14 protein-coding genes are annotated in these 21,276 nt (G+C 57.0%); 12 read left to right on the forward strand and 2 right to left on the reverse strand.

The genetic code is table 11. The features are described from left to right. The 3 genes from ACTG36_RS16020 to ACTG36_RS16030 all read left to right on the forward strand — a co-directional run. Positions 1-834: diguanylate cyclase domain-containing protein (locus ACTG36_RS16020; RefSeq protein WP_439142931.1), on the forward strand; the 834-nt coding region annotated here is incomplete at its 5' end. After that, a complete protein-coding gene (locus tag ACTG36_RS16025; RefSeq protein ID WP_439142933.1) occupies positions 749-1,078 on the forward strand; it encodes a diguanylate cyclase domain-containing protein in 330 nt (109 codons plus the stop codon). The genes ACTG36_RS16020 and ACTG36_RS16025, both read left to right, overlap by 86 nt. A 372-nt stretch (positions 1,079-1,450) precedes the next feature. Continuing rightward, the gene (locus ACTG36_RS16030; protein WP_375281874.1) at positions 1,451-2,533 is read left to right on the forward strand and encodes an adenylyltransferase/cytidyltransferase family protein; all 1,083 of its coding nucleotides are present in this window, start codon (positions 1,451-1,453) and stop codon (positions 2,531-2,533) included. Between the two features lie 15 nt (positions 2,534-2,548). On the opposite strand, the gene ACTG36_RS16035 is transcribed toward ACTG36_RS16030, so the two are convergent. Continuing rightward, positions 2,549-3,523 carry a sensor domain-containing diguanylate cyclase gene (locus tag ACTG36_RS16035; protein WP_375281873.1) on the reverse strand — a complete coding sequence of 325 codons (975 nt, stop codon included), beginning with the start codon at positions 3,521-3,523 and terminating at the stop codon, positions 2,549-2,551. A gap of 375 nt (positions 3,524-3,898) precedes the next feature. Between ACTG36_RS16035 and rplJ the strand changes: the two genes are divergently transcribed. The 5 genes from rplJ (at position 3,899) to rpoC (ending at position 15,760) form a co-directional block, all read left to right on the forward strand. Continuing rightward, on the forward strand, positions 3,899-4,411 hold the full coding sequence (rplJ, locus tag ACTG36_RS16040; protein ID WP_375281872.1) for a 50S ribosomal protein L10: 513 nt from the start codon (positions 3,899-3,901) through the stop codon (positions 4,409-4,411). A gap of 66 nt (positions 4,412-4,477) precedes the next feature. Next, a complete protein-coding gene (rplL, locus tag ACTG36_RS16045; RefSeq protein WP_375281871.1) occupies positions 4,478-4,852 on the forward strand; it encodes a 50S ribosomal protein L7/L12 in 375 nt (124 codons plus the stop codon). Between the two features lie 134 nt (positions 4,853-4,986). After that, on the forward strand, positions 4,987-6,876 hold the full coding sequence (locus ACTG36_RS16050) for an SLC13 family permease (RefSeq protein WP_375281870.1): 1,890 nt from the start codon (positions 4,987-4,989) through the stop codon (positions 6,874-6,876). Positions 6,877-7,287: 411 nt separating this feature from the next. Further along, positions 7,288-11,430 carry a DNA-directed RNA polymerase subunit beta gene (gene rpoB, locus ACTG36_RS16055; protein WP_375281869.1) on the forward strand — a complete coding sequence of 1,381 codons (4,143 nt, stop codon included), beginning with the start codon at positions 7,288-7,290 and terminating at the stop codon, positions 11,428-11,430. 76 nt (positions 11,431-11,506) lie between these two features. Continuing rightward, positions 11,507-15,760, forward strand: a complete 4,254-nt coding sequence (gene rpoC, locus ACTG36_RS16060) for a DNA-directed RNA polymerase subunit beta' (RefSeq protein ID WP_375281868.1) — start codon at positions 11,507-11,509, stop codon at positions 15,758-15,760. Positions 15,761-15,947: 187 nt separating this feature from the next. Here rpoC and ACTG36_RS16065 read toward each other — a convergent pair whose 3' ends face one another. Beyond that, the gene (locus tag ACTG36_RS16065; protein WP_375281867.1) at positions 15,948-16,925 is read right to left on the reverse strand and encodes a glutathione S-transferase C-terminal domain-containing protein; all 978 of its coding nucleotides are present in this window, start codon (positions 16,923-16,925) and stop codon (positions 15,948-15,950) included. A 44-nt stretch (positions 16,926-16,969) separates the two neighbouring features. Here ACTG36_RS16065 and ACTG36_RS16070 point away from each other — a divergent pair, with 44 nt between their 5' ends. From ACTG36_RS16070 to fusA, 4 genes are all read left to right on the forward strand, one after another. Continuing rightward, positions 16,970-17,881 carry a DMT family transporter gene (locus tag ACTG36_RS16070; protein ID WP_375281866.1) on the forward strand — a complete coding sequence of 304 codons (912 nt, stop codon included), beginning with the start codon at positions 16,970-16,972 and terminating at the stop codon, positions 17,879-17,881. Positions 17,882-18,140: 259 nt separating this feature from the next. Then, a complete protein-coding gene (rpsL, locus tag ACTG36_RS16075) occupies positions 18,141-18,512 on the forward strand; it encodes a 30S ribosomal protein S12 (RefSeq protein WP_024809820.1) in 372 nt (123 codons plus the stop codon). A 12-nt stretch (positions 18,513-18,524) separates the two neighbouring features. Beyond that, a complete protein-coding gene (gene rpsG / locus ACTG36_RS16080; protein ID WP_296421182.1) occupies positions 18,525-18,995 on the forward strand; it encodes a 30S ribosomal protein S7 in 471 nt (156 codons plus the stop codon). Positions 18,996-19,010: 15 nt separating this feature from the next. Then, positions 19,011-21,128: an elongation factor G gene (gene fusA, locus ACTG36_RS16085; protein WP_375281865.1), complete on the forward strand. Its 2,118-nt coding sequence runs from the start codon at positions 19,011-19,013 to the stop codon at positions 21,126-21,128. Positions 21,129-21,276: the final 148 nt, after the last annotated feature.

Raw genomic sequence — 21,276 nt, forward strand, 5'->3', positions numbered from 1 at the left:
CGTCAGCGCATGTTGTCGCAGCGGATCATTTTTCTGGCCTTGGAAATGGATCGAACCGACAGCCCGACTGTGGTTGAAAACATGACCGATGCGATCCAGCTTTTTGCCCAGTCACATCAACAACTCATCAGTCTGTCGTCCACAGATGCCGCACTGCGTGAGCTCTATTTTGGTGACGCTGATCTGGACGGCCGGATGCGCGATTACATCAGCCGCGCTCAAATGATGTTGGCGTCCCGCGCCAATGACCTTCCGACGGAAGCGGCTTTGGCCGGTCTGATTGAAGAAGGGCAGGGGCCACTTCTGACGGACCTTGACCGGGCCGTTGGGCTGTTGGAACAGGCGGCGGTTTCGCGCGTGGAAAGCACTCTATCTATCGCGCAGCAGATTTTGTTAATCGCCGTCTTTGTCATTGTGCTTGAGGCGATTTTGATCTTTGTGCCCGCCCAGTTGAGCGTCACCGCAACCCTGGACGCCCTTCAAGTGCGCAATGATCAGATCGCGGATCAAAAACAGGCGCTTGAACGCACCGCAAGCGAACTTGAATTTGCAGCCTATCATGATCCGCTGACCGGTCTGGCCAATCGCAAACTCCTGTTTGATGTGTTGGACAAGGGGTTGGACACCCGCCTGTCGGCTGCGGGTGTTTTGACGGCGATGCAGGTTGACCTTGATCATTTCAAACAGATCCACGGACATCCACGGACATCCCGCAGGCGATGCTGTGTTGCAGACCGTGGCGCACCGGATGGTCGACACCGCAAAAGATGCGCTTTTGATCTCACGCATTGGGGGGGACGAACTTGTGATCGTATGCCGGTCGCGGATTGCTGACGCGCCGCAATCGGCGCTGATGTGTGCCAATCAGATCATCGACGCGATCGAGGCCCCGATCCGGTTTGAGGACAAAACTCTCCATGTGGGTGCCTCCATCGGGATCGCCTTTGCGACGTCGGACATCGACAGCAGTGATGCCCTTCTCGCTCTCGCGGATGAGGCCCTTTATAACGCCAAACGCGAAGGTCGAGGCACGGCCCGCATCTACGACCCGAAAGAAAGCGATGTCGTCAATCTGTAAACGTGGAAGGCATCCGTTCGTCACAACGTTGATCCAACAGCTGCGTCGGTCTGACGGTAGTATGAGCCTATCGTGTGGCGCAAAAGGCCTGCCTACATCGATTGTTTCCAAATTCGCATCAAAGGTCTTTTGGCAGATGGTTCATCCGCTAGACGTATCGCGATATGAGCAGTGAACAATACACCACCGAAGATGACCTGAACGCCCCTTAGACGCAGGTTATGGGTATCCTTGAAGGCGACGAAAAGTCCGTCAATCCACGGCGCAAAATGCAGTGGTTGATGGCGTTTGATACTGATCAGAAGACAAAAAAAATACTTCCAGACCTACCTTGGCCTTTGCGCCATCGGTCGTCTGCGGCCGGGACGGGCGATGGGCACTGTGTCGCGCTATCCCAATGTCTGCCAACGGCAGAACCGGCAAGCAGAATTTGATGCATTCATCAAAACCTTCAAAGCCTATCTTCACCCGATTGCACTGAGGCCACACGGCTATCATGAGAACACCTTTGCGAACTTGGACGCTGCGACCATCGCCAAAGAGGTCGAAGCCGCAATCGATATTGTCACCGCCTATGGGTACGAATGCTTCATCTATTCCGGCACCCTTCTTGGCATGGTGCGTGATGGCACCTTCCTGCCTCACGATGATGATGTTGATCTGGGTGTCTTGATCAAAGCCAACAGTCAGGTCCGCGCAGCGCGAGAATGGAAATATCTGACGCGGGATCTGATTGCGCGTGGCTTGTTGAGCGACAAGACCAACCTTGATCGTGGCATCCTGAAGCTGAAAGCCAGCGAGAAGATTGATTTCGACCTGTTCGCGGCTTGGATCGACGATGACGACAAGGTTTCTGTCTACCCCTACAGCGCTGCTGGGTTCGATCGATCCGTTCTGCTGCCCTTGCAGCCGACGGGTCCTTTTGAACTGCCGGGCCCGGCCAACCCCGACAACGTTCTGGCCGTGAACTATGGGCCCGGTTGGCGGGTGCCCGACCCCTATTATACCTTTCAGATGGGCAAGCAGGACGTGATGTTCGAAGACTACCTGCGCACATGCAAGGAAGACCATCCCGGCCCGCGCACCATCATCACATACGGCACGTTTGACCTGTTTCATGCAGGGCACGTGCGCCGTTTGGAACGGCTTGCCAAACTGGGTGAAAGGCTGATCGTTGGTCTGTCCACGGATGAATTCAATGCGGGCAAAGGTAAGAAAGCGGTGTGTTCCTACGAGGATCGCAAACAGGTGCTCGAAGCGTGTTCCTTTGTCGATCTGGTGATCCCCGAAGAAACGTGGGACCAAAAGCGCGGTGATATCAAAACCCACAAGGCCGATCTTTTTGCGATGGGCGATGATTGGGTGGGTAAGTTCGACGATCTCAAAGACCTGTGCGATGTCACCTATCTGCCGCGGACCGAGAACATTTCGACCACGGACCTACGCGCGCGTTAAGGATAGCGCCAAAAGTTAAGTGCCGGCGCGACGCTCGTTTTCGTGGTGGCGGACACAGTTCCGCCCCGCAGATTTCGCTTGGTAAAGCATCTTGTCTGCCTCGGCGATCAAATGGTGCGGGCTGGTTGGCACGTTCTTTGCCGAGGCAAGGCCCACACTTGCACCAATCGACAGCATCGACCCTTCAAATGCGATCGGGGCTTGCAGTGCGGCTATGATGTCTTCGGCGTAACGGCGGGCGATCGCGATGGCCGCGCAGGTCGGAAAGATGACGGCAAATTCATCCCCGCCCATTCTATAGATATCCCCTTCGATGCAGCAGGTCTCAGTGATGCGTGCGGCCACCGTGATCAGAACCATGTCACCTGCGGGGTGACCGAAGGTGTCATTGATCGCCTTGAACCGATCAAGATCAATCAACATCAACGCGGTATGTGGACGGGTTGTTTCCAAGCTTCGCGCGATGTCCACGTCGAATGCGCGTCTGTTTTTAAGCCCTGTCAGCGGGTCCTCAAACGCGGCGAGTTCCAACTCTCGGCGGAGGCTGTCCAGCTCTTGATTGTGGATGGTCAGCGCGGTGTTCAAAGCCTCCAGCCGCGCCAAGGCCTCTTTTTCTTTTGTGACATCATGTCCGGTGCCTCGGTATCCTTGAAAAACCCCGTTGTCGTCAAAGACGGGATCACCGGACACACGAAGCCATAAGTACCCATCACTCGTATGGCGTTTGGTCCGGTATTCGAAATTGCGGAAGGGACGATGGTTTTCCAGATCGTCCCAATGATCATCAAAGGCGGCCTCGTCATCTTGAAGCACCGGATGCCGCCCGCGCTTGTGGCCTAAAACCTCCTCGGGAGGGATATGGGTCACTTCGACCATACGTGCAGAAAAGTAGGTGAACCGATGTTCCGCATCAGTTTCCCAGAACCAATCAGAGGCAATGCCCGCGAAATCCTCAAGATTTCGAAAGGTGGAACGATCTTCGATAGACATGGCAAAATCGCTATACGTGGAGTGTTCAGAATTCGTTAAAGCCTGATCGGTCTTTTTCGTTTCGTGCGGTGACGGTTTGAAATTGATCCTCGCCCTCTTGGCACAGGGCGGCAACCTGTGTATCTGACCGCTGTGGCTTGGCCTGCGATTCGTCGTTGCCAAGTGACATTCGTCCGAGACGGTGAGTGTGGCATCCGCCACATAATTCTTGCCCGAGGCGGGAAAGACCAAAGATCGACTGGCGCTCTCCGTGGGCGGCACCCTTGTTTGGCTCAACCCCCGTTTAAAATGGACAAAGACGTTCGGGCCATCTGGTCCGGGCAAACTTGAGCCGGGGCGCGGGATACTCCCAAGCCCCAAACTTGGAGTGAAACTGTGGATAGAGCCCAGAAAGAAAAATTGGTCGACGAGCTCGGCCAAATCTTCGAAAGCTCTGGCGTCGTAGTGGTTGCCCACTACGAAGGCATGACAGTTGCTGAAATGCAGGACCTGCGGGCGCGTATGCGCGAAGCCGGGGGTTCCGTACGCGTTGCCAAGAACAAGCTCGCCAAGATCGCCCTTGAGGGTAAGCCATGCGAAAGCATCGCGGACTTTCTCACGGGTATGACCGTTCTCTCTTATTCTGAAGATCCAGTGGCTGCGGCCAAGGTTGTTCAGAACTACGCCAAGGACAACGACAAGCTCGTGATCCTCGGCGGTGCAATGGGTGAGAACGCTCTTGACGTCGCTGGTGTTAAAGCTGTGTCCGAAATGCCGTCCCGCGAGGAGCTTATTGCCTCCATCGTTGGCGCAATCGGTGCACCTGCTTCCAACATCGCCGGTGCCGTTGGCGCGCCTGCTTCGAACATCGCAAGCATCCTTTCCACCATCGAGGAAAAGGCTGCTTAAGCAACCTGATCGCCTTCGTCGTGAACCTCACGCGTTGGAACACAAATTTAGAAATGGAAAAGCAAAATGGCTGATCTGAAGAAACTTGCTGAAGAGATCGTTGGTCTGACCCTTCTCGAAGCACAAGAACTGAAAACCATCCTCAAGGACGAGTATGGCATCGAGCCCGCAGCTGGCGGCGCAGTCATGATGGCTGGCCCTGCTGGTGACGCAGGTGCAGCAGCAGAAGAGAAGACCGAATTTGACGTCGTTCTCAAGAACGCTGGCGCATCCAAGATCAATGTGATCAAGGAAGTCCGTGGCATCACAGGTCTCGGCCTGAAAGAAGCCAAAGACCTGGTCGAAGCTGGCGGCAAAATCAAAGAAGGTGTCGACAAAGCAGAAGCCGAAGACATCAAAGGCAAGCTGGAAGCAGCTGGCGCCGAGGTCGAGCTGGCCTAAGCCACCTCAACCTTTTGGTTACGGAAGCGGCGGTCCTGCGGGGCCGCCGTTTCTTTTTGGCACAGTGCCTGCCGCCCAACTGGACCTATACGGCCAACCCTACCCCCGCTATAAGTCCAGCCGAGGGAGGCACGATGGAAGCGACGGTTCTCACGTTTGAGATGATGGTGGTGCTTGGGCTGCTGGCGTTCACTGTCTTTTTGTTTGTGTCTGAAATCATCCGCATCGATCTGGCCGCTATGCTGGTAATGGTCATGTTGGGTGGGCTTTCGACCCTACCGAGTCTGGGAAATCTGTCCGATGGGGCGGAATTGTTCTCGGGGTTTTCGTCTAATGCCGTCATTTCGATTATCGCAGTGATGATCATCGGTGCGGGGCTGGACAAGACTGGGCTGATGTCCAAAGTCGCGGCCCTGATCCTTAAACGTGGGGGCACCACCGAAGGGCGCATTATCCCTATCGTGTCTGGCACTGTCGGCATCATCAGTTCGTTCATGCAGAACGTCGGGGCCGCAGCGCTGTTCCTGCCTGTCATCAGCCGCATTTCAGCCCGTACCGAAATCCCGATGAGCCGTCTGGCCATGCCGATGGGATTTTGTGCCATTCTGGGTGGCACGATCACCATGGTCGGGTCGTCCCCGTTGATCCTGTTGAACGATTTGCTGGTCTCCGCCAACGAAACGTTGCCTGACGGCCAAAAGATGGACCCCTTCGGGCTGTTTTCGGTCACCCCGATCGGGATCATGCTGGTGCTGACGGGGGTCCTTTATTTCGTGCTGTTGGGCCGCTGGATATTGCCTGGACAGCGGGGCAGGGGCGAAGATGCTGGTGCGGCGCGGTCCATGCAGACCTATGTGGAAAACACCTACGGGCTGCGCGCTGACCTGTTTGAGGTTCAGGTGCCCGAGGGGTCGATCCTGATTGGTCAAAAGCTGGCCGATGTCATGGTGGCGCACCACCTTTACATTCTTGGTACCCACTATAAAGGCCGCAAAATCATCGCCCCCATGGCCGATACCGTGATTGAGGCACCTTGCCGTCTGGCCGTTCTGGGTCTGCGCCGCGCCTTGCAGGATGAATTTTGCGAACCTTACGGCGCAACGATCCTGCCTGCTTTGGACGTTTTTGCGGATGACTTTGCCGCCACCGAATCCGGAGTGGCCGAGGTCGTGATCCCGCCCGGTTCGGGCGTGATCGGCCAATGCCCGATTGATTTGCGGCTGCGCCAGACCCATGGCTTGTCCGTGCTGGCGATCCATCGCGGCGAAGACACCATGAGCCATGTTGAAACCGAAGATCACGTGGCCACCCACATCGGTGCGGTGCCTTTGCAGGCAGGCGATACCTTGGTGGTGCATGTGCGGTGGGAACAGTTGACCCGTCTGAAATCCGACCGCGATTTTGTCATCGTCACCTCCGATTTTCCGCAAGAGGAACTGCGGCCCAACAAGGTCAACTGGGCGCTTGGCTTTTTCTTGATGACCCTTATCCTGATCCTGTTCACAGACCTTTTGTTGTCGTTGTGCCTGCTGGCGGGTGCCATTGGCATGATCCTGTCGCGCGTGCTGTCCGTGGATGAGGCCTATGACGCCGTCAGCTGGTCTACTGTTTTCCTGCTGGCATCCCTGATCCCGTTGGGTCAGGCGGTTCAGAATACCGGCACCGCTGCTTGGATTGCTGAACAAATTCTGACGCTGCTGGATGGCTGGCCGCTGTGGTCGTTGCAGGCGGGACTCGCGATTTTGGCGACGGTCTTCACGTTGGTGATGTCCAATGTGGGGGCGACTGTGTTGCTCGTGCCGCTGGCCGTGTCGATTGCGATTTCGGCAGGGGGCGATCCGGCGATTTTTGCGCTGACGGTGGCGATCTCAACCTCCAATTCGTTCCTGATCCCGACCCATCAGGTCAATGCGTTGATCATGGGCCCTGCGGGCTACCGCGTGGTGGATTTCGTCCGCTCTGGCGGGATCATGACGGTTCTGTTTTTGGTCGTTTCGCTGACGGGACTGTCCATCTTCTTTTAGGTGTTTACCACACCGGCCTCGCCGCCCTTGACCACAGGGAACTTTTCGCCGAGGTTAGGGTTTCAAACATGCAATCCCAAGGGTGCGTCACTGCCCCCTTGTCAATCGCCTGTTCACATCCTAAACAGCGGGTCTACGCGGCTTCGATTGATTCGAGGCCGCTATTTCTGTCTTGCAGCATGGAGCCGACCAAACCTTCGAAAAACCGTTAGTTTTCCGAAGGGTGGCAAAGTGTTGTGGACCTGTCTTGGCAAGTACCCCACGGGGTATTTCCCAAGGCAGGAGAGGGGTCGAGGGCCGCGCTTTGGGTCGCGCGGCGAGAATGGACCCCGCTCATTGCTGTCTCGTATGGCCGCAGGTCAGTCGCCCAACTGTCCCTGCGCCGGTGAGAATTTGAAAGGTGTCCAGCACATGGCGCAAACGTTCCTCGGTCAGAAACGTCTTCGTAAATACTACGGTAAAATCCGTGAAGTTCTTGATATGCCGAACCTTATTGAGGTTCAGAAATCATCCTATGATCTTTTCCTGCGCTCCGGCGACAGTGATGAACCCCTGGACGGTGAAGGCATCAAGGGTGTCTTCCAGTCGGTTTTCCCGATCAAGGATTTCAACGAAACCTCCGTTCTGGAATTCGTCAAGTATGAGCTTGAGAAGCCCAAGTACGACGTTGAGGAATGCCAGCAGCGCGACATGACCTATTCCGCGCCGCTTAAGGTGACGCTCCGTCTGATCGTGTTTGATGTGGACGAAGACACAGGCGCGAAGTCTGTGAAAGACATCAAGGAACAAGACGTGTTCATGGGCGATATGCCCTTGATGACGCCAAACGGCACATTTGTCGTGAACGGCACGGAACGCGTGATTGTATCCCAGATGCACCGGTCCCCCGGTGTGTTCTTTGACCACGATAAAGGCAAAACGCACAGCTCGGGCAAGCTGCTGTTCGCATGCCGCATCATTCCTTACCGCGGGTCTTGGCTGGACTTCGAATTCGATGCCAAGGACCTCGTGTTCTGCCGCATCGACCGTCGCCGCAAACTGCCGGTGACATCCCTTCTTTATGCGCTGGGCCTTGATCAAGAAGCGATCATGAACGCGTATTACGACACCGTCGATTACGTCTATGACAAGAAGGCGAAGGCTTGGAAAACCAAGTTCTTCCCAGAGCGCGTGCGCGGCACCCGTCCGACCTTCGATCTGGTTGACGCCAAATCCGGCGAAGTGATCGGTGAAGCCGGTAAGAAAATGACTCCACGTGCGGTCAAGAAACTGATCGACGAAGGCGACGTCACCGACCTATTGGTGCCGTTCGAACAGATCGTCGGTAAGTTTGCGGCCCTCGACATCATCAACGAAGAAACCGGTGCGATCTACGTCGAAGCCGGTGATGAGCTGACCCTTGAAATGGACAAAGATGGCGACGTCATCGGCGGCACATTGAAAGAACTGGTCGACGCAGGCGTGGAAACCATCCCCGTCCTCGACATCGATAACATCAATGTCGGCCCCTACATGCGCAACACCATGGCGGCAGATAAGAACATGGGTCGTGAAACCGCGCTCATGGACATCTACCGTGTGATGCGTCCGGGTGAACCACCCACCGTTGACGCCGCTCAGACCCTGTTCGACAGCCTGTTCTTTGACAGCGAACGCTATGATCTGTCCGCTGTGGGCCGCGTGAAAATGAACATGCGTCTGGCGCTTGAGGCCGAAGACACCCTGCGCACACTGCGCCGCGAAGACATCGTGGCCTGCATCAAGGCGCTGGTTGAATTGCGCGATGGTAAAGGCGACGTGGACGACATCGACCACCTCGGCAACCGTCGTGTCCGTTCCGTTGGTGAGCTGATGGAGAACCAGTACCGCGTCGGCCTTCTGCGGATGGAACGCGCGATCAAAGAGCGTATGTCGTCTGTCGAAATCGACACGGTCATGCCGCAGGATCTGATCAACGCGAAACCTGCTGCCGCTGCGGTGCGCGAATTCTTCGGCTCCAGCCAGTTGTCGCAGTTCATGGACCAAACCAACCCGCTGTCGGAAGTCACGCACAAGCGTCGTCTGTCCGCACTGGGGCCAGGCGGTTTGACCCGCGAACGTGCCGGTTTTGAGGTGCGCGACGTGCACCCAACCCACTACGGCCGCATGTGTCCGATTGAAACGCCGGAAGGGCCGAACATTGGTCTGATCAACTCGCTGGCGACATTTGCCCGCGTGAACAAATACGGCTTCATCGAAACGCCATACCGCAAGGTCGTCGAAGGCAAGGTCACAGACGAAGTGTCCTACATGTCCGCGACCGAAGAAATGCGTCACACTGTGGCGCAGGCGAACGCGTCCTTGGATGAAAACAACGCCTTCACCAACGAAATGGTCAACACCCGTCAAAACGGTGAATACACGCTGGCCCCCACGGGCAACGTGGACCTGATCGACGTGTCGCCAAAGCAGTTGGTATCTGTCGCCGCCTCGCTGATCCCGTTCCTTGAGAACGACGACGCGAACCGCGCACTGATGGGGTCCAACATGCAACGTCAGGCCGTGCCTTTGTTGCAAGCTGAGGCACCTTTGGTCGGTACAGGCATCGAAGAGGTTGTGGCCCGCGATTCCGGTGCTGCGATCATGGCAAAACGCGCAGGTGTCATCGACCAGGTCGATGCGACCCGTATCGTTGTGCGCGCCACGTCCGACCTGACGGTTGGCGATCCCGGCGTTGACATCTACCGCATGCGCAAATTCCAGCGGTCCAACCAGAACACCTGCATCAACCAGCGTCCTCTGGTGAAAGTGGGTGACAAGGTGACGAAGGGCGAAGTCATCGCAGACGGTCCGTCCACGGATATCGGTGAACTGGCGCTCGGCAAGAACGTCGTCGTCGCCTTCATGCCGTGGAATGGCTACAACTACGAAGACTCCATCCTGATCTCCGAGCGTATCGTGCGCGACGACGTCTTCACCTCGATCCACATTGAGGAATTCGAAGTCGCCGCCCGTGACACCAAGCTTGGGCCAGAGGAAATCACCCGCGACATCCCCAACGTCGGTGAGGAAGCCCTGCGCAACCTCGACGAGGCGGGCATCGTCTACATCGGGGCGGAAGTTGGCCCTGCTGACATCCTTGTCGGTAAGATCACGCCAAAAGGCGAAAGCCCGATGACACCGGAAGAAAAGCTTCTGCGTGCCATCTTCGGTGAGAAAGCCTCCGACGTCCGCGACACGTCCCTGCGTCTGCCACCCGGCGACTTTGGTACGGTTGTTGAGGTCCGCGTCTTCAACCGTCACGGCGTCGAAAAAGACGAACGTGCGCTGCAGATCGAACGTGAGGAAGTTGAACGCCTCGCCCGTGACCGCGACGATGAGATGACGATCCTTGATCGAAACATCTACGCCCGTTTGCGCTCCATGATCGAAGGCAAGACAGTCGCCAAAGGTCCAAAGGGCATCAAGTCCGGCACGACCATCGACGCGGCCTTGCTTGAAGACATGCCCCGCAGCCACTGGTGGCAGTTGGCACTGAAGGAAGAAAACGACGCACAAATCGTCGAAGCCCTGAATGAACAGTACGAAGCGCAGAAAAAACTGCTCGACGCACGGTTCGAAGACAAGGTTGAGAAAGTGCGCCGCGGCGATGATCTGCCCCCGGGCGTGATGAAGATGGTCAAAGTCTTCGTGGCTGTGAAGCGTAAGCTGCAGCCCGGTGACAAAATGGCCGGTCGTCACGGCAACAAGGGTGTGATTTCCAAGGTGGTCCCGATGGAGGACATGCCGTTCCTCGCAGACGGCACACCGGTCGATTTCGTTCTGAACCCGCTGGGCGTGCCATCGCGCATGAACGTCGGTCAGATCCTTGAGACGCACATGGGTTGGGCCGCACGCGGTCTGGGCCTGCACATCGACGAAGCCCTGGGCGAATTCCGCCGCAGCGGTGACCTGACGCCAATCCGCGACGCGATGAAGATCGCCTATGGGGACAATGTCTATGCCGAAGGCATCGAAGACATGGACGAAGGTGAACTGGTCGAGGCCGCAGGCAACGTCACACGCGGTGTGCCAATCGCCACGCCCGTCTTTGACGGCGCGGTTGAGGCCGACGTCAACGATGCACTCAAGCGGGCAGGGTTCTCTGAATCCGGTCAGTCGGTGCTCTTTGATGGCCGCACCGGTGAGCAGTTCTCACGTCCTGTGACCGTGGGCATCAAGTACCTGCTCAAACTGCACCACCTTGTGGACGACAAGATCCACGCCCGTTCCACGGGGCCGTACTCCCTCGTCACGCAGCAGCCGCTGGGTGGTAAGGCACAGTTCGGTGGTCAGCGCTTCGGTGAGATGGAAGTCTGGGCCCTCGAAGCCTACGGCGCCGCCTACACCTTGCAGGAAATGCTGACGGTGAAATCGGACGACGTGGCAGGCCGGACGAAGGTCTACGAAAGCATCGTCAAAGGCGAGGACAACTTCGAGGCTGGCGTGCCAGAATCGTTCAACGTTCTCGTGAAAGAAGTCCGGGGCCTCGGCCTCAACATGGAACTCCTGGATGCGGAGGTGGAGGACGAATAAGGCCCGCAGCCTTCATTCTGGGCCGAGGAACGCCTCGGCCCGCCCTCCCTTCCCGCCATACTGAAAAGGTATCGATATGAACCAGGAACTGACAAACAACCCGTTTAACCCGCTCACACCGGCGAAAACGTTCGACGAAATCAAGGTCTCTCTGGCCTCCCCTGAACGAATCCTCAGCTGGTCGTTTGGTGAGATCAAGAAGCCCGAAACCATCAACTACCGCACGTTCAAGCCGGAACGTGACGGCCTGTTCTGTGCCCGCATCTTCGGGCCGATCAAGGATTACGAATGTCTGTGCGGCAAGTATAAGCGTATGAAGTATCGCGGCGTTGTCTGCGAGAAATGCGGCGTGGAAGTGACCCTGCAAAAAGTCCGCCGCGAACGAATGGGTCACATTGAACTGGCGGCCCCCGTCGCGCACATCTGGTTCCTGAAATCCCTGCCGTCCCGCATCGGTCTGATGCTGGACATGACGCTGCGCGATCTGGAACGCATCCTGTATTTCGAAAACTACGTGGTGATCGAACCCGGCCTGACGGACCTGACCTATGGTGCCCTGATGACCGAGGAAGAATACCTCGACGCACAAGACGCCTATGGCATGGATGCTTTCACTGCCAACATCGGCGCCGAAGCGATCCGCGAAATGCTCGCCCAGATCGACCTTGAGGCCGAGGCAGAACACCTGCGCGAAGAACTCAAAGTTGCGACCGGTGAACTGAAGCCCAAGAAGATCATCAAGCGTCTGAAGATCGTGGAATCCTTCCTTGAATCCGGCAACCGTCCGGAGTGGATGATCCTGACCGTCGTGCCCGTGATCCCACCAGAACTGCGCCCGCTGGTGCCACTGGATGGTGGCCGTTTCGCGACGTCCGACCTCAACGACCTCTATCGTCGTGTGATCAACCGGAACAACCGTCTCAAGCGTCTGATCGAACTGCGCGCACCTGACATCATCGTCCGCAACGAAAAGCGGATGTTGCAGGAATCTGTCGACGCCTTGTTCGACAACGGCCGTCGTGGCCGTGTTATCACCGGTGCCAACAAGCGTCCGCTGAAATCGCTGTCCGACATGCTGAAAGGCAAGCAGGGTCGTTTCCGTCAAAACCTTTTGGGTAAGCGCGTCGACTTTTCCGGTCGTTCGGTCATCGTGACCGGTCCGGAACTCAAACTGCACCAGTGTGGTTTGCCGAAGAAGATGGCGTTGGAGCTGTTCAAGCCGTTCATCTATTCGCGGCTTGAGGCCAAGGGCCTCAGCTCGACGGTGAAGCAGGCCAAGAAGCTGGTCGAAAAAGAACGTCCCGAAGTTTGGGATATTCTGGATGAGGTCATCCGCGAACACCCTGTCATGCTGAACCGTGCGCCAACGCTGCACCGTCTTGGCATTCAGGCGTTCGAACCTGTTTTGATCGAAGGCAAAGCCATTCAGCTGCACCCGCTCGTCTGTTCTGCGTTCAACGCTGACTTCGACGGTGACCAGATGGCTGTTCACGTGCCGCTGTCCCTTGAGGCACAGCTTGAAGCCCGCGTTCTGATGATGTCCACGAACAACGTGTTGTCGCCTGCCAACGGCGCACCGATCATCGTGCCATCGCAGGATATGATCCTTGGTCTGTACTACACGACCATCGAACGCGAAGGCATGAAGGGCGAAGGCATGGTCTTCGGCACCATCGAAGAGGTCGAACATGCTTTGGCCGCTGGCGAAGTGCACCTGCACGCCAAAATTCAGGCGCGCATTCCTCAGATCGATGAGGAAGGCAACGAAGTCATGCAGCGTTTTGAAACCACGCCAGGCCGTGTCCGTCTTGGCGCGCTTTTGCCACTCAACAACAAGGCCCCGTTTGAACTGGTGAACCGTCTTCTGCGTAAGAAGGAAGTTCAGCAGGTCATCGACACGGTCTATCGTTACTGTGGCCAGAAAGAATCCGTCATCTTCTGTGACCAGATCATGACCATGGGTTTCCGCGAAGCCTTCCGTGCCGGTATTTCCTTCGGCAAGGACGACATGGTCATCCCCGACACCAAATGGACGCTGGTCAACGAGACCCGTGAACAGGTGAAGGATTTCGAACAGCAGTACATGGACGGCCTGATCACTCAGGGTGAAAAGTACAACAAAGTTGTCGATGCTTGGTCCAAGTCGAACGACAAGGTCACAGAGGCGATGATGACGACCATCTCGACCACAGCGCGCAACGAAGACGGGTCCGAGGCTGAGCCAAACTCGGTCTACATGATGGCCCACTCCGGTGCGCGTGGTTCGGTGACACAGATGAAACAGCTGGGCGGTATGCGCGGTCTGATGGCCAAGCCGAACGGTGAGATCATCGAAACGCCGATTATCTCGAACTTTAAAGAAGGTTTGACCGTTCTCGAATACTTCAACTCCACCCACGGTGCCCGTAAGGGTCTGTCGGATACGGCGTTGAAAACGGCGAACTCCGGTTACCTGACACGTCGTCTGGTTGACGTCGCACAGGATTGTATTGTCCGCGAAGTCGATTGTGGCACCGAACGTGCGATCACTGCCGAAGCGGCTGTCAACGATGGTGAGGTCGTGTCGTCCTTGGGCGAGCGCATCTTGGGTCGTGTATCGGCTGATGACGTGCTGAAACCCGGCACGGATGAGGTTCTGGTCAAATCCGGTGATCTGTTGGACGAACGTATGTCCGACATGATTGAGGCCGCAGGCGTGCAGAAAATGCGCATCCGCAGCCCGCTGACCTGTGAGTCTGAAGACGGCGTTTGCGCCATGTGCTACGGTCGTGACCTTGCACGCGGTACACGGGTCAACATCGGTGAGGCCGTCGGCATCATCGCGGCCCAGTCCATCGGTGAGCCTGGCACACAGCTGACGATGCGGACATTCCACATCGGCGGCGTTGCCCAAGGTGGCCAGCAATCCTTCCTTGAGGCGTCTGCCGACGGTAAGGTTGAACTGCGCAACGCGACCATCCTCGAAAACGAAGCCGGTGAGCAGGTCGTCATGGGCCGGAACATGGTCCTCGCGATCATGGATGAAAACGGTGAAGAACGTGCCAACCACAAGGTCGGCTACGGGTCCAAAGTATTCGTCAAAGACGGTGCTGACATCAAGCGCGGCGACAAGATGTTCGAATGGGACCCCTATACCCTGCCGATCATCGCAGAGAAGGCCGGTACGGTTAAGTTTGTCGATCTGATCAACGGTATCGCCCTGCGCGAAGACACCGACGATGCGACAGGCATGACCCAGAAGATCGTGACCGATTGGCGCTCTGCGCCCAAGGGTAACGAGTTGAAGCCGGAAATTCTGATCTTGGGTGAAGATGGCGAACCTGTGCGCAACGATGCAGGCAACCCTGTAACCTATCCGATGTCTGTGGATGCGGTTCTGTCCATCGAAGACGGGCAGAAAATCTCCGCTGGTGACGTCGTTGCGCGTATTCCGCGTGAAGGCGCCAAGACCAAGGACATTACTGGTGGTCTGCCACGTGTGGCCGAATTGTTCGAAGCCCGTCGTCCAAAGGATCACGCGATCATCGCTGAAATCGATGGCTACGTGCGCTTTGGCAAGGACTACAAGAACAAGCGTCGCATCGCGATTGAGGCGGCTGATGATCCGGACACCAAGGTCGAATACATGGTGCCCAAGGGCAAGCACATCCCAGTGCAGGAAGGCGACTTCGTGCAAAAGGGCGACTACATCATGGATGGCAACCCAGCCCCCCATGACATCCTCGCCATTATGGGTGTCGAAGCACTTGCGGACTACATGATCGACGAAGTGCAGGACGTGTATCGCCTGCAGGGTGTGAAGATCAACGACAAGCACATCGAGGTGATCGTGCGTCAGATGCTCCAGAAATGGGAGATTTCTGACAGCGGTGACACGACGCTCTTGAAGGGTGAAAATGTCGACAAGGTCGAGTTTGATGAGGCCAACGAAAAGGCCATCGCCCGTGGCGGTCGTCCGGCACAGGGTGAGCCCATCCTGCTGGGTATCACCAAGGCATCCTTGCAGACACGGTCGTTCATCTCTGCCGCGTCCTTCCAGGAAACCACGCGCGTGCTGACCGAAGCTTCGGTTCAGGGCAAGCGGGACAAACTGGTCGGCCTGAAAGAGAACGTCATCGTGGGTCGTTTGATCCCGGCCGGTACAGGTGGTGCGACACAGCGCGTCACACGTATTGCGTCCGAGCGTGACAACGTGGTCATTCAGGCCCGCCGTGAGGAGGCCGAACAGGCCGCCGCATTGGCAGCCCCTGAGCCTGCAGCCGATGACATCATCGGCGGCGACGCCTTCGACACGATCATCGCGGACACAGAAGAGAGCCGCGACGAGTAAGTCGAACCATATCAATTATGAGAAGGGCCGCAGGGGATATCCTGCGGCCCTTTTCGTTTGGGTGTCTGAGGTTCGAATTTGGCTGCGCCAAATCCGATCCGCGCGTGCAAAGCACGCGCAGGGGGGCGCTGCCCCCCGCGGCTACGCCGCGTCCCCCGAGGTATTTTTGAACCAGAGAAAGGGGCGGCTAGCGATCCGCCAGTTCAGGGTGTCGGTACGCCTGCGGGTAGGGCATGGGCAGCCGAGGACCAAGCGGGACGGTCTTGTTCCAAGAATTACCGAAGTATCCTTGTCGGCAATGCAGAAGCGATCCAGCATCTGCCACGCCGGGCAACGCATAAACGCGGCACAACCAACGCCACAGGTATGGATAATCAAGCATACGCGCGCCGTTCAATTTCATGCGCACATAGTAGACCGGATCATGGCGATAGAGGGTCGGAAACAGCCGAAGGTCTGCTTCGGTGAAGGTGTCGCCCGTCAGGAAGGGGCGGCCATCGGACAGGCGGGCATCAAGGTCGGTCAGCGCATCAAAATAGGCACCAAAGGCCTTGGCGTAGACAGTTTGGTCCGAGGAAAAGCCCGCTTTGTAGGCGCCGTTGTTGATGGCCACATAAATGACGTCGTTCAAAGCATCGATGTCATCACGCAAAGTTTCGGGGTAGATATCTATCCCCGTGCCGCCCAATTCCGCGCTGTGCGCCCCGAACATCCGGACGATCTCGGCGCTTTCGTTTGTGACGATCCGCTGGGCGGTTTTGTCATAGAGGATGGGAAGGGACTTTTCGTCTGATCCCTCCGCCTCGTACAGGGTTTTCGCGTGCCGATGCCCTTGTCCTGTCGCCGTCTCGGGTGTGCATTCCGGCAGCGATGTGTCCGTTAGGCTGGCGATGAGGGTGGGATCGAACGTCCATAGATTATCTTCGCGGTTGGGGAAGGCCACATCCATGGTCACAGCGCGGGTCAAACCCAAGATCGACCTTGCCAGCGTGACGCGGTGGCACCACGGACAATTCAGCGCCACATAAAGGTGATAGCGGCCTGCCTGAGCGGGGAAAGCATCTGTCCCGATCCAGTGGCGAAAGCCGCTTTGGCCGCGGACAAATTCGCCCTGCGCCCGTCTTGTGTCGATGTTGGTTTGGTCTTCTTCGACAGCTTTGGTCATCCGCGCCTCTTTCCCAGCCATGGCCCCGCTGATACCACGGTCCCATGTCCCTGTCAGATAACATCCGCGCGGCGCTTTTGATCATGCTGTCGATGACGGCGTTTACGGTGAATGATGCGCTGATGAAACTGGCCTCGCCGGACTTGCCGTTTTTTCAGCAGGTTTTCATTCGGGGCTGTTTAATCACGACAGGTCTCTATATCCTCGCGCGGATCTGGGGTCATATGGGGTATGCGCCAACGCCCAAAGACCGTCGTTTGACCGCCCTGCGGACGGCGGCTGAGGCGTTGGGGACCGTCTTTTTCCTGACAGCCCTGTACTCCATGCCCTTGGCCAATCTGTCCGCGATTCTTCAGGCACTGCCACTGACGGTGACGTTGGCGGCGGCGGTTTTTCTGGGCGAACCGGTGGGATGGCGGCGGATGGCTGCGATCATCGTGGGATTTGTGGGGGTGACGATCATCATCAGGCCGGGGATGGAGGGCTTCACGGTTTACTCCCTCTATGGGTTGGCGGCTGTGGCGGCTGTCACCTTGCGCGATCTGGCGGCGCGCAAGTTGTCGCCTGAAATTCCATCCAGCCGCGTCGCTTTGGCGGCGGCGATTGGGGTTACCGTTTTGGCGGGGGGCGGATCGTGGGTGATGCAAGAACACTGGGTCGTGCCTGATCTGACCGAAATGGCCCTGATTGCGGGGGCGGCCCTGTGCCTGATGGCGGGGTATGTGGCCGCCGTATCGGGCATGCGGACGGGCGATATCGGGTTCGTGGCCCCATTCCGATATACGTCGCTGCTGGTGGCCCTGATTCTCGGCCTTGCCGTGTTTGGGGAATGGCCCGATATGTTGACCCTGTTGGGGGCCGCAATCGTCGTCGCTACAGGGCTGTTTACCCTATACCGCGAACGCACCAGTCGCCAATCGGCGGGGCTGTCCGCCAAAGGCCTGCGCGCGCGGTGAGGCGCTGTTGACACCCAACCTGAACCCCCCTATGAAGCGCGCAACTTGGCATGGCCTTTGTCTGTCAGGGATCATAATTTGGATAATCAAGATCCGTCCTACTGCTGGGCCGATCCTCTGAAAACCCACCGCTCCGTTTGCTCCGGTAAGGCAACGACAGCGGGTTAAGTTGTTTGTGTTTTACGGACGCGTAAGACGCTGAAATTCGAAACTGCGGCTTCTAATCCGCAACACATGTGTAGGAAACGGGAAACACCCAATGCCAACGATCCAACAGCTGATCCGGAAACCCCGGCAGCCCAAAGTAAAACGCTCCAAATCGCTTCACCTTGAAGGCAACCCGCAAAAGCGCGGCGTTTGCACACGTGTCTATACAACGACACCAAAGAAGCCGAACTCCGCTATGCGTAAGGTTGCCAAAGTGCGCCTGACAAATGGTTTTGAGGTCATCAGCTATATCCCAGGTGAAAGCCACAACCTTCAGGAACACTCTGTGGTTCTGATCCGCGGCGGTCGTGTCAAAGACCTTCCCGGTGTGCGCTACCACATCCTGCGTGGTGTCTTGGATACCCAAGGCGTCAAAGACCGTAAGCAGCGTCGTTCGAAGTACGGCGCGAAGCGTCCTAAGTAAGGAAAAGATCAGATGTCACGTCGTCACGCCGCTGAAAAACGCCAGATTCTGCCCGATGCAAAGTTTGGTGATATGGTCCTGTCCAAGTTCATGAACAACCTCATGATCGACGGGAAGAAATCCGTTGCCGAGCGCATCGTCTACAACGCCTTTGACCGCGTTGAAGACAAGCTCAAGAAAGCCCCTGTTGAGGTTTTCCACGAAGCTCTGGACAACATCAAACCGAACCTCGAAGTGCGCTCGCGCCGCGTCGGTGGTGCCACCTATCAGGTGCCCGTCGAAGTCCGTCCTGAGCGTCGCGAAGCTTTGGCAATCCGCTGGCTTATCGCCGCTGCCAAGAACCGCAACGAGAAAACCATGGAAGAGCGCCTTGCAGGTGAGCTTGTCGATGCCGTCAACGGCCGCGGCACAGCTGTGAAAAAGCGCGAAGACACCCACAAGATGGCCGATGCGAACAAAGCATTCAGCCACTATCGCTGGTAAAGGGAAGCAACCAATATGGCACGCGAATACCCTCTCGAACTCTACCGCAACTTTGGCATCATGGCCCACATCGACGCAGGTAAAACCACCTGCTCCGAGCGGATCCTGTATTACACCGGCAAATCCCACAACATCGGCGAAGTCCACGACGGCGCAGCAACGATGGACTGGATGGAGCAGGAGCAGGAACGCGGGATCACGATTACATCCGCTGCGACAACCACATTCTGGGAGCGGACAGAGGACGGCAAAACGCCTGATTCTCCGAAGCACCGGATGAACATCATCGACACACCCGGACACGTTGACTTCACGATTGAAGTTGAACGTTCCTTGGCTGTTCTTGACGGCGCGGTCTGCGTGCTCGACGGCAACGCAGGTGTTGAACCCCAGACAGAAACTGTTTGGCGTCAGGCTGACCGCTACAAAGTTCCACGTATGGTTTTCGTCAACAAGATGGACAAAATCGGCGCGGACTTCTTCAACTGTGTTGCACAGATCGAAGAGCGGACCGGCGCACGCGCGGTTCCAGTGGGCGTGCCAATTGGTGCGGAAACGGAACTCGAAGGTCTTGTTGACCTCGTGACGATGCAGGAATGGGTTTACATCGGGGAAGACCTCGGTGCGACTTGGGAACTGCGTCCGATCCGTGCCGAGTTGCAGGACATGGCAAACGAATGGCGTGGCAAAATGGTCGAAGCTGCTGTTGAGCAGGACGACGATGCCATGATGGAATACCTCGAAGGCAATGAGCCCGACGTCCCAACACTGCGCAAATTGCTGCGCAAGGGTACGCTGGCTATGGACTTCGTTCCTGTGCTGGGCGGTTCCGCGTTCAAAAACAAAGGTGTTCAGCCGCTTCTCAACGCTGTTGTAGATTACCTGCCGTCCCCACTGGACGTCGTGGACTACATGGGTTTTGCACCGGGCGACGAAGAAGAAGTCCGCAACATCCCACGTCGTGCAGACGACAGCATGGCGTTCTCCGGCCTGGCGTTCAAAATCATGAACGACCCCTACATGGGCACCCTGACGTTCACACGTATCTACTCCGGCACGTTGTCCAAGGGTGACACGCTGATGAACACCACGAAGGGCCGCAAGGAACGCATCGGCCGTATGGTCATGATGCACTCCAACAAGCAGGATGAAATCACCGAAGCATTCGCAGGTGACATCATCGCGCTGGCCGGTCTGAAGGACACTACAACCGGTGACACCCTGTCCGACGAAAAGGATCAGGTGGTTCTGGAAACGATGACCTTCCCCGATCCAGTGATCGAGATCGCGGTTGAGCCTAAAACGAAGGCCGACCAAGAGAAGATGTCCACAGGTCTGCAGCGTCTCGCCGCCGAAGACCCGTCCTTCCGCGTGGAAACTGACCTCGAATCCGGTCAGACCATCATGAAGGGCATGGGCGAACTTCACCTCGACATCCTGATTGACCGCCTCAAGCGGGAATTCAAAGTCGAAGCCAACATTGGTGCGCCTCAGGTGGCCTATCGTGAAACCATCGGCCACGCCGTTGAACACACGTATACCCACAAGAAGCAGTCCGGTGGTTCTGGTCAGTTCGGTGAGGTCAAGCTTGCCATCATGCCGACAGAGCCGGGCGAAGGTTACTCCTTCGATTCCAAGATCGTTGGTGGTGCGGTGCCGAAGGAATACATTCCTGGCGTCGAAAAAGGCATCAACTCGGTCATGGACTCCGGTCCGTTGGCGGGCTTCCCCGTCATCGACTTCAAGGTTGAACTGCTCGATGGTAAGTTCCACGACGTTGACTCCTCGGTTCTGGCCTTCGAAATCGCAGCACGTATGTGCATGCGCGAAGGCATGAAGAAAGCGGGCGCCAAGCTGTTGGAACCCATCATGAAGGTCGAAGTCGTGACACCTGAGGAATATACCGGTGGTATCATCGGCGACCTTACGTCCCGTCGCGGTCAGGTGCAGGGTCAGGATACGCGCGGCAACGCCATCGCGATCGACGCCTTCGTGCCACTGGCCAACATGTTCGGCTACATCAACAACCTGCGCTCCATGTCATCGGGCCGTGCGAACTTCACCATGCAGTTCGACCACTACGATCCGGTGCCAAGCAACATCTCCGAAGAGATTCAGGCAAAATTCGCATAAACCGAAGGGCCTTCGGGCCCTTCGACCCCATATCAGGCGGGATCAGCCCGTCGCACTAAATTCAAGGAGGCCATCATGGCTAAGGAAAAGTTTGAACGTAATAAGCCGCACGTAAACATCGGCACGATTGGTCACGTTGACCACGGCA

It is taken from the genome of Pseudooctadecabacter sp., assembly GCF_965657175.1.
In the GTDB taxonomy this organism is placed as follows: domain Bacteria; phylum Pseudomonadota; class Alphaproteobacteria; order Rhodobacterales; family Rhodobacteraceae; genus Octadecabacter.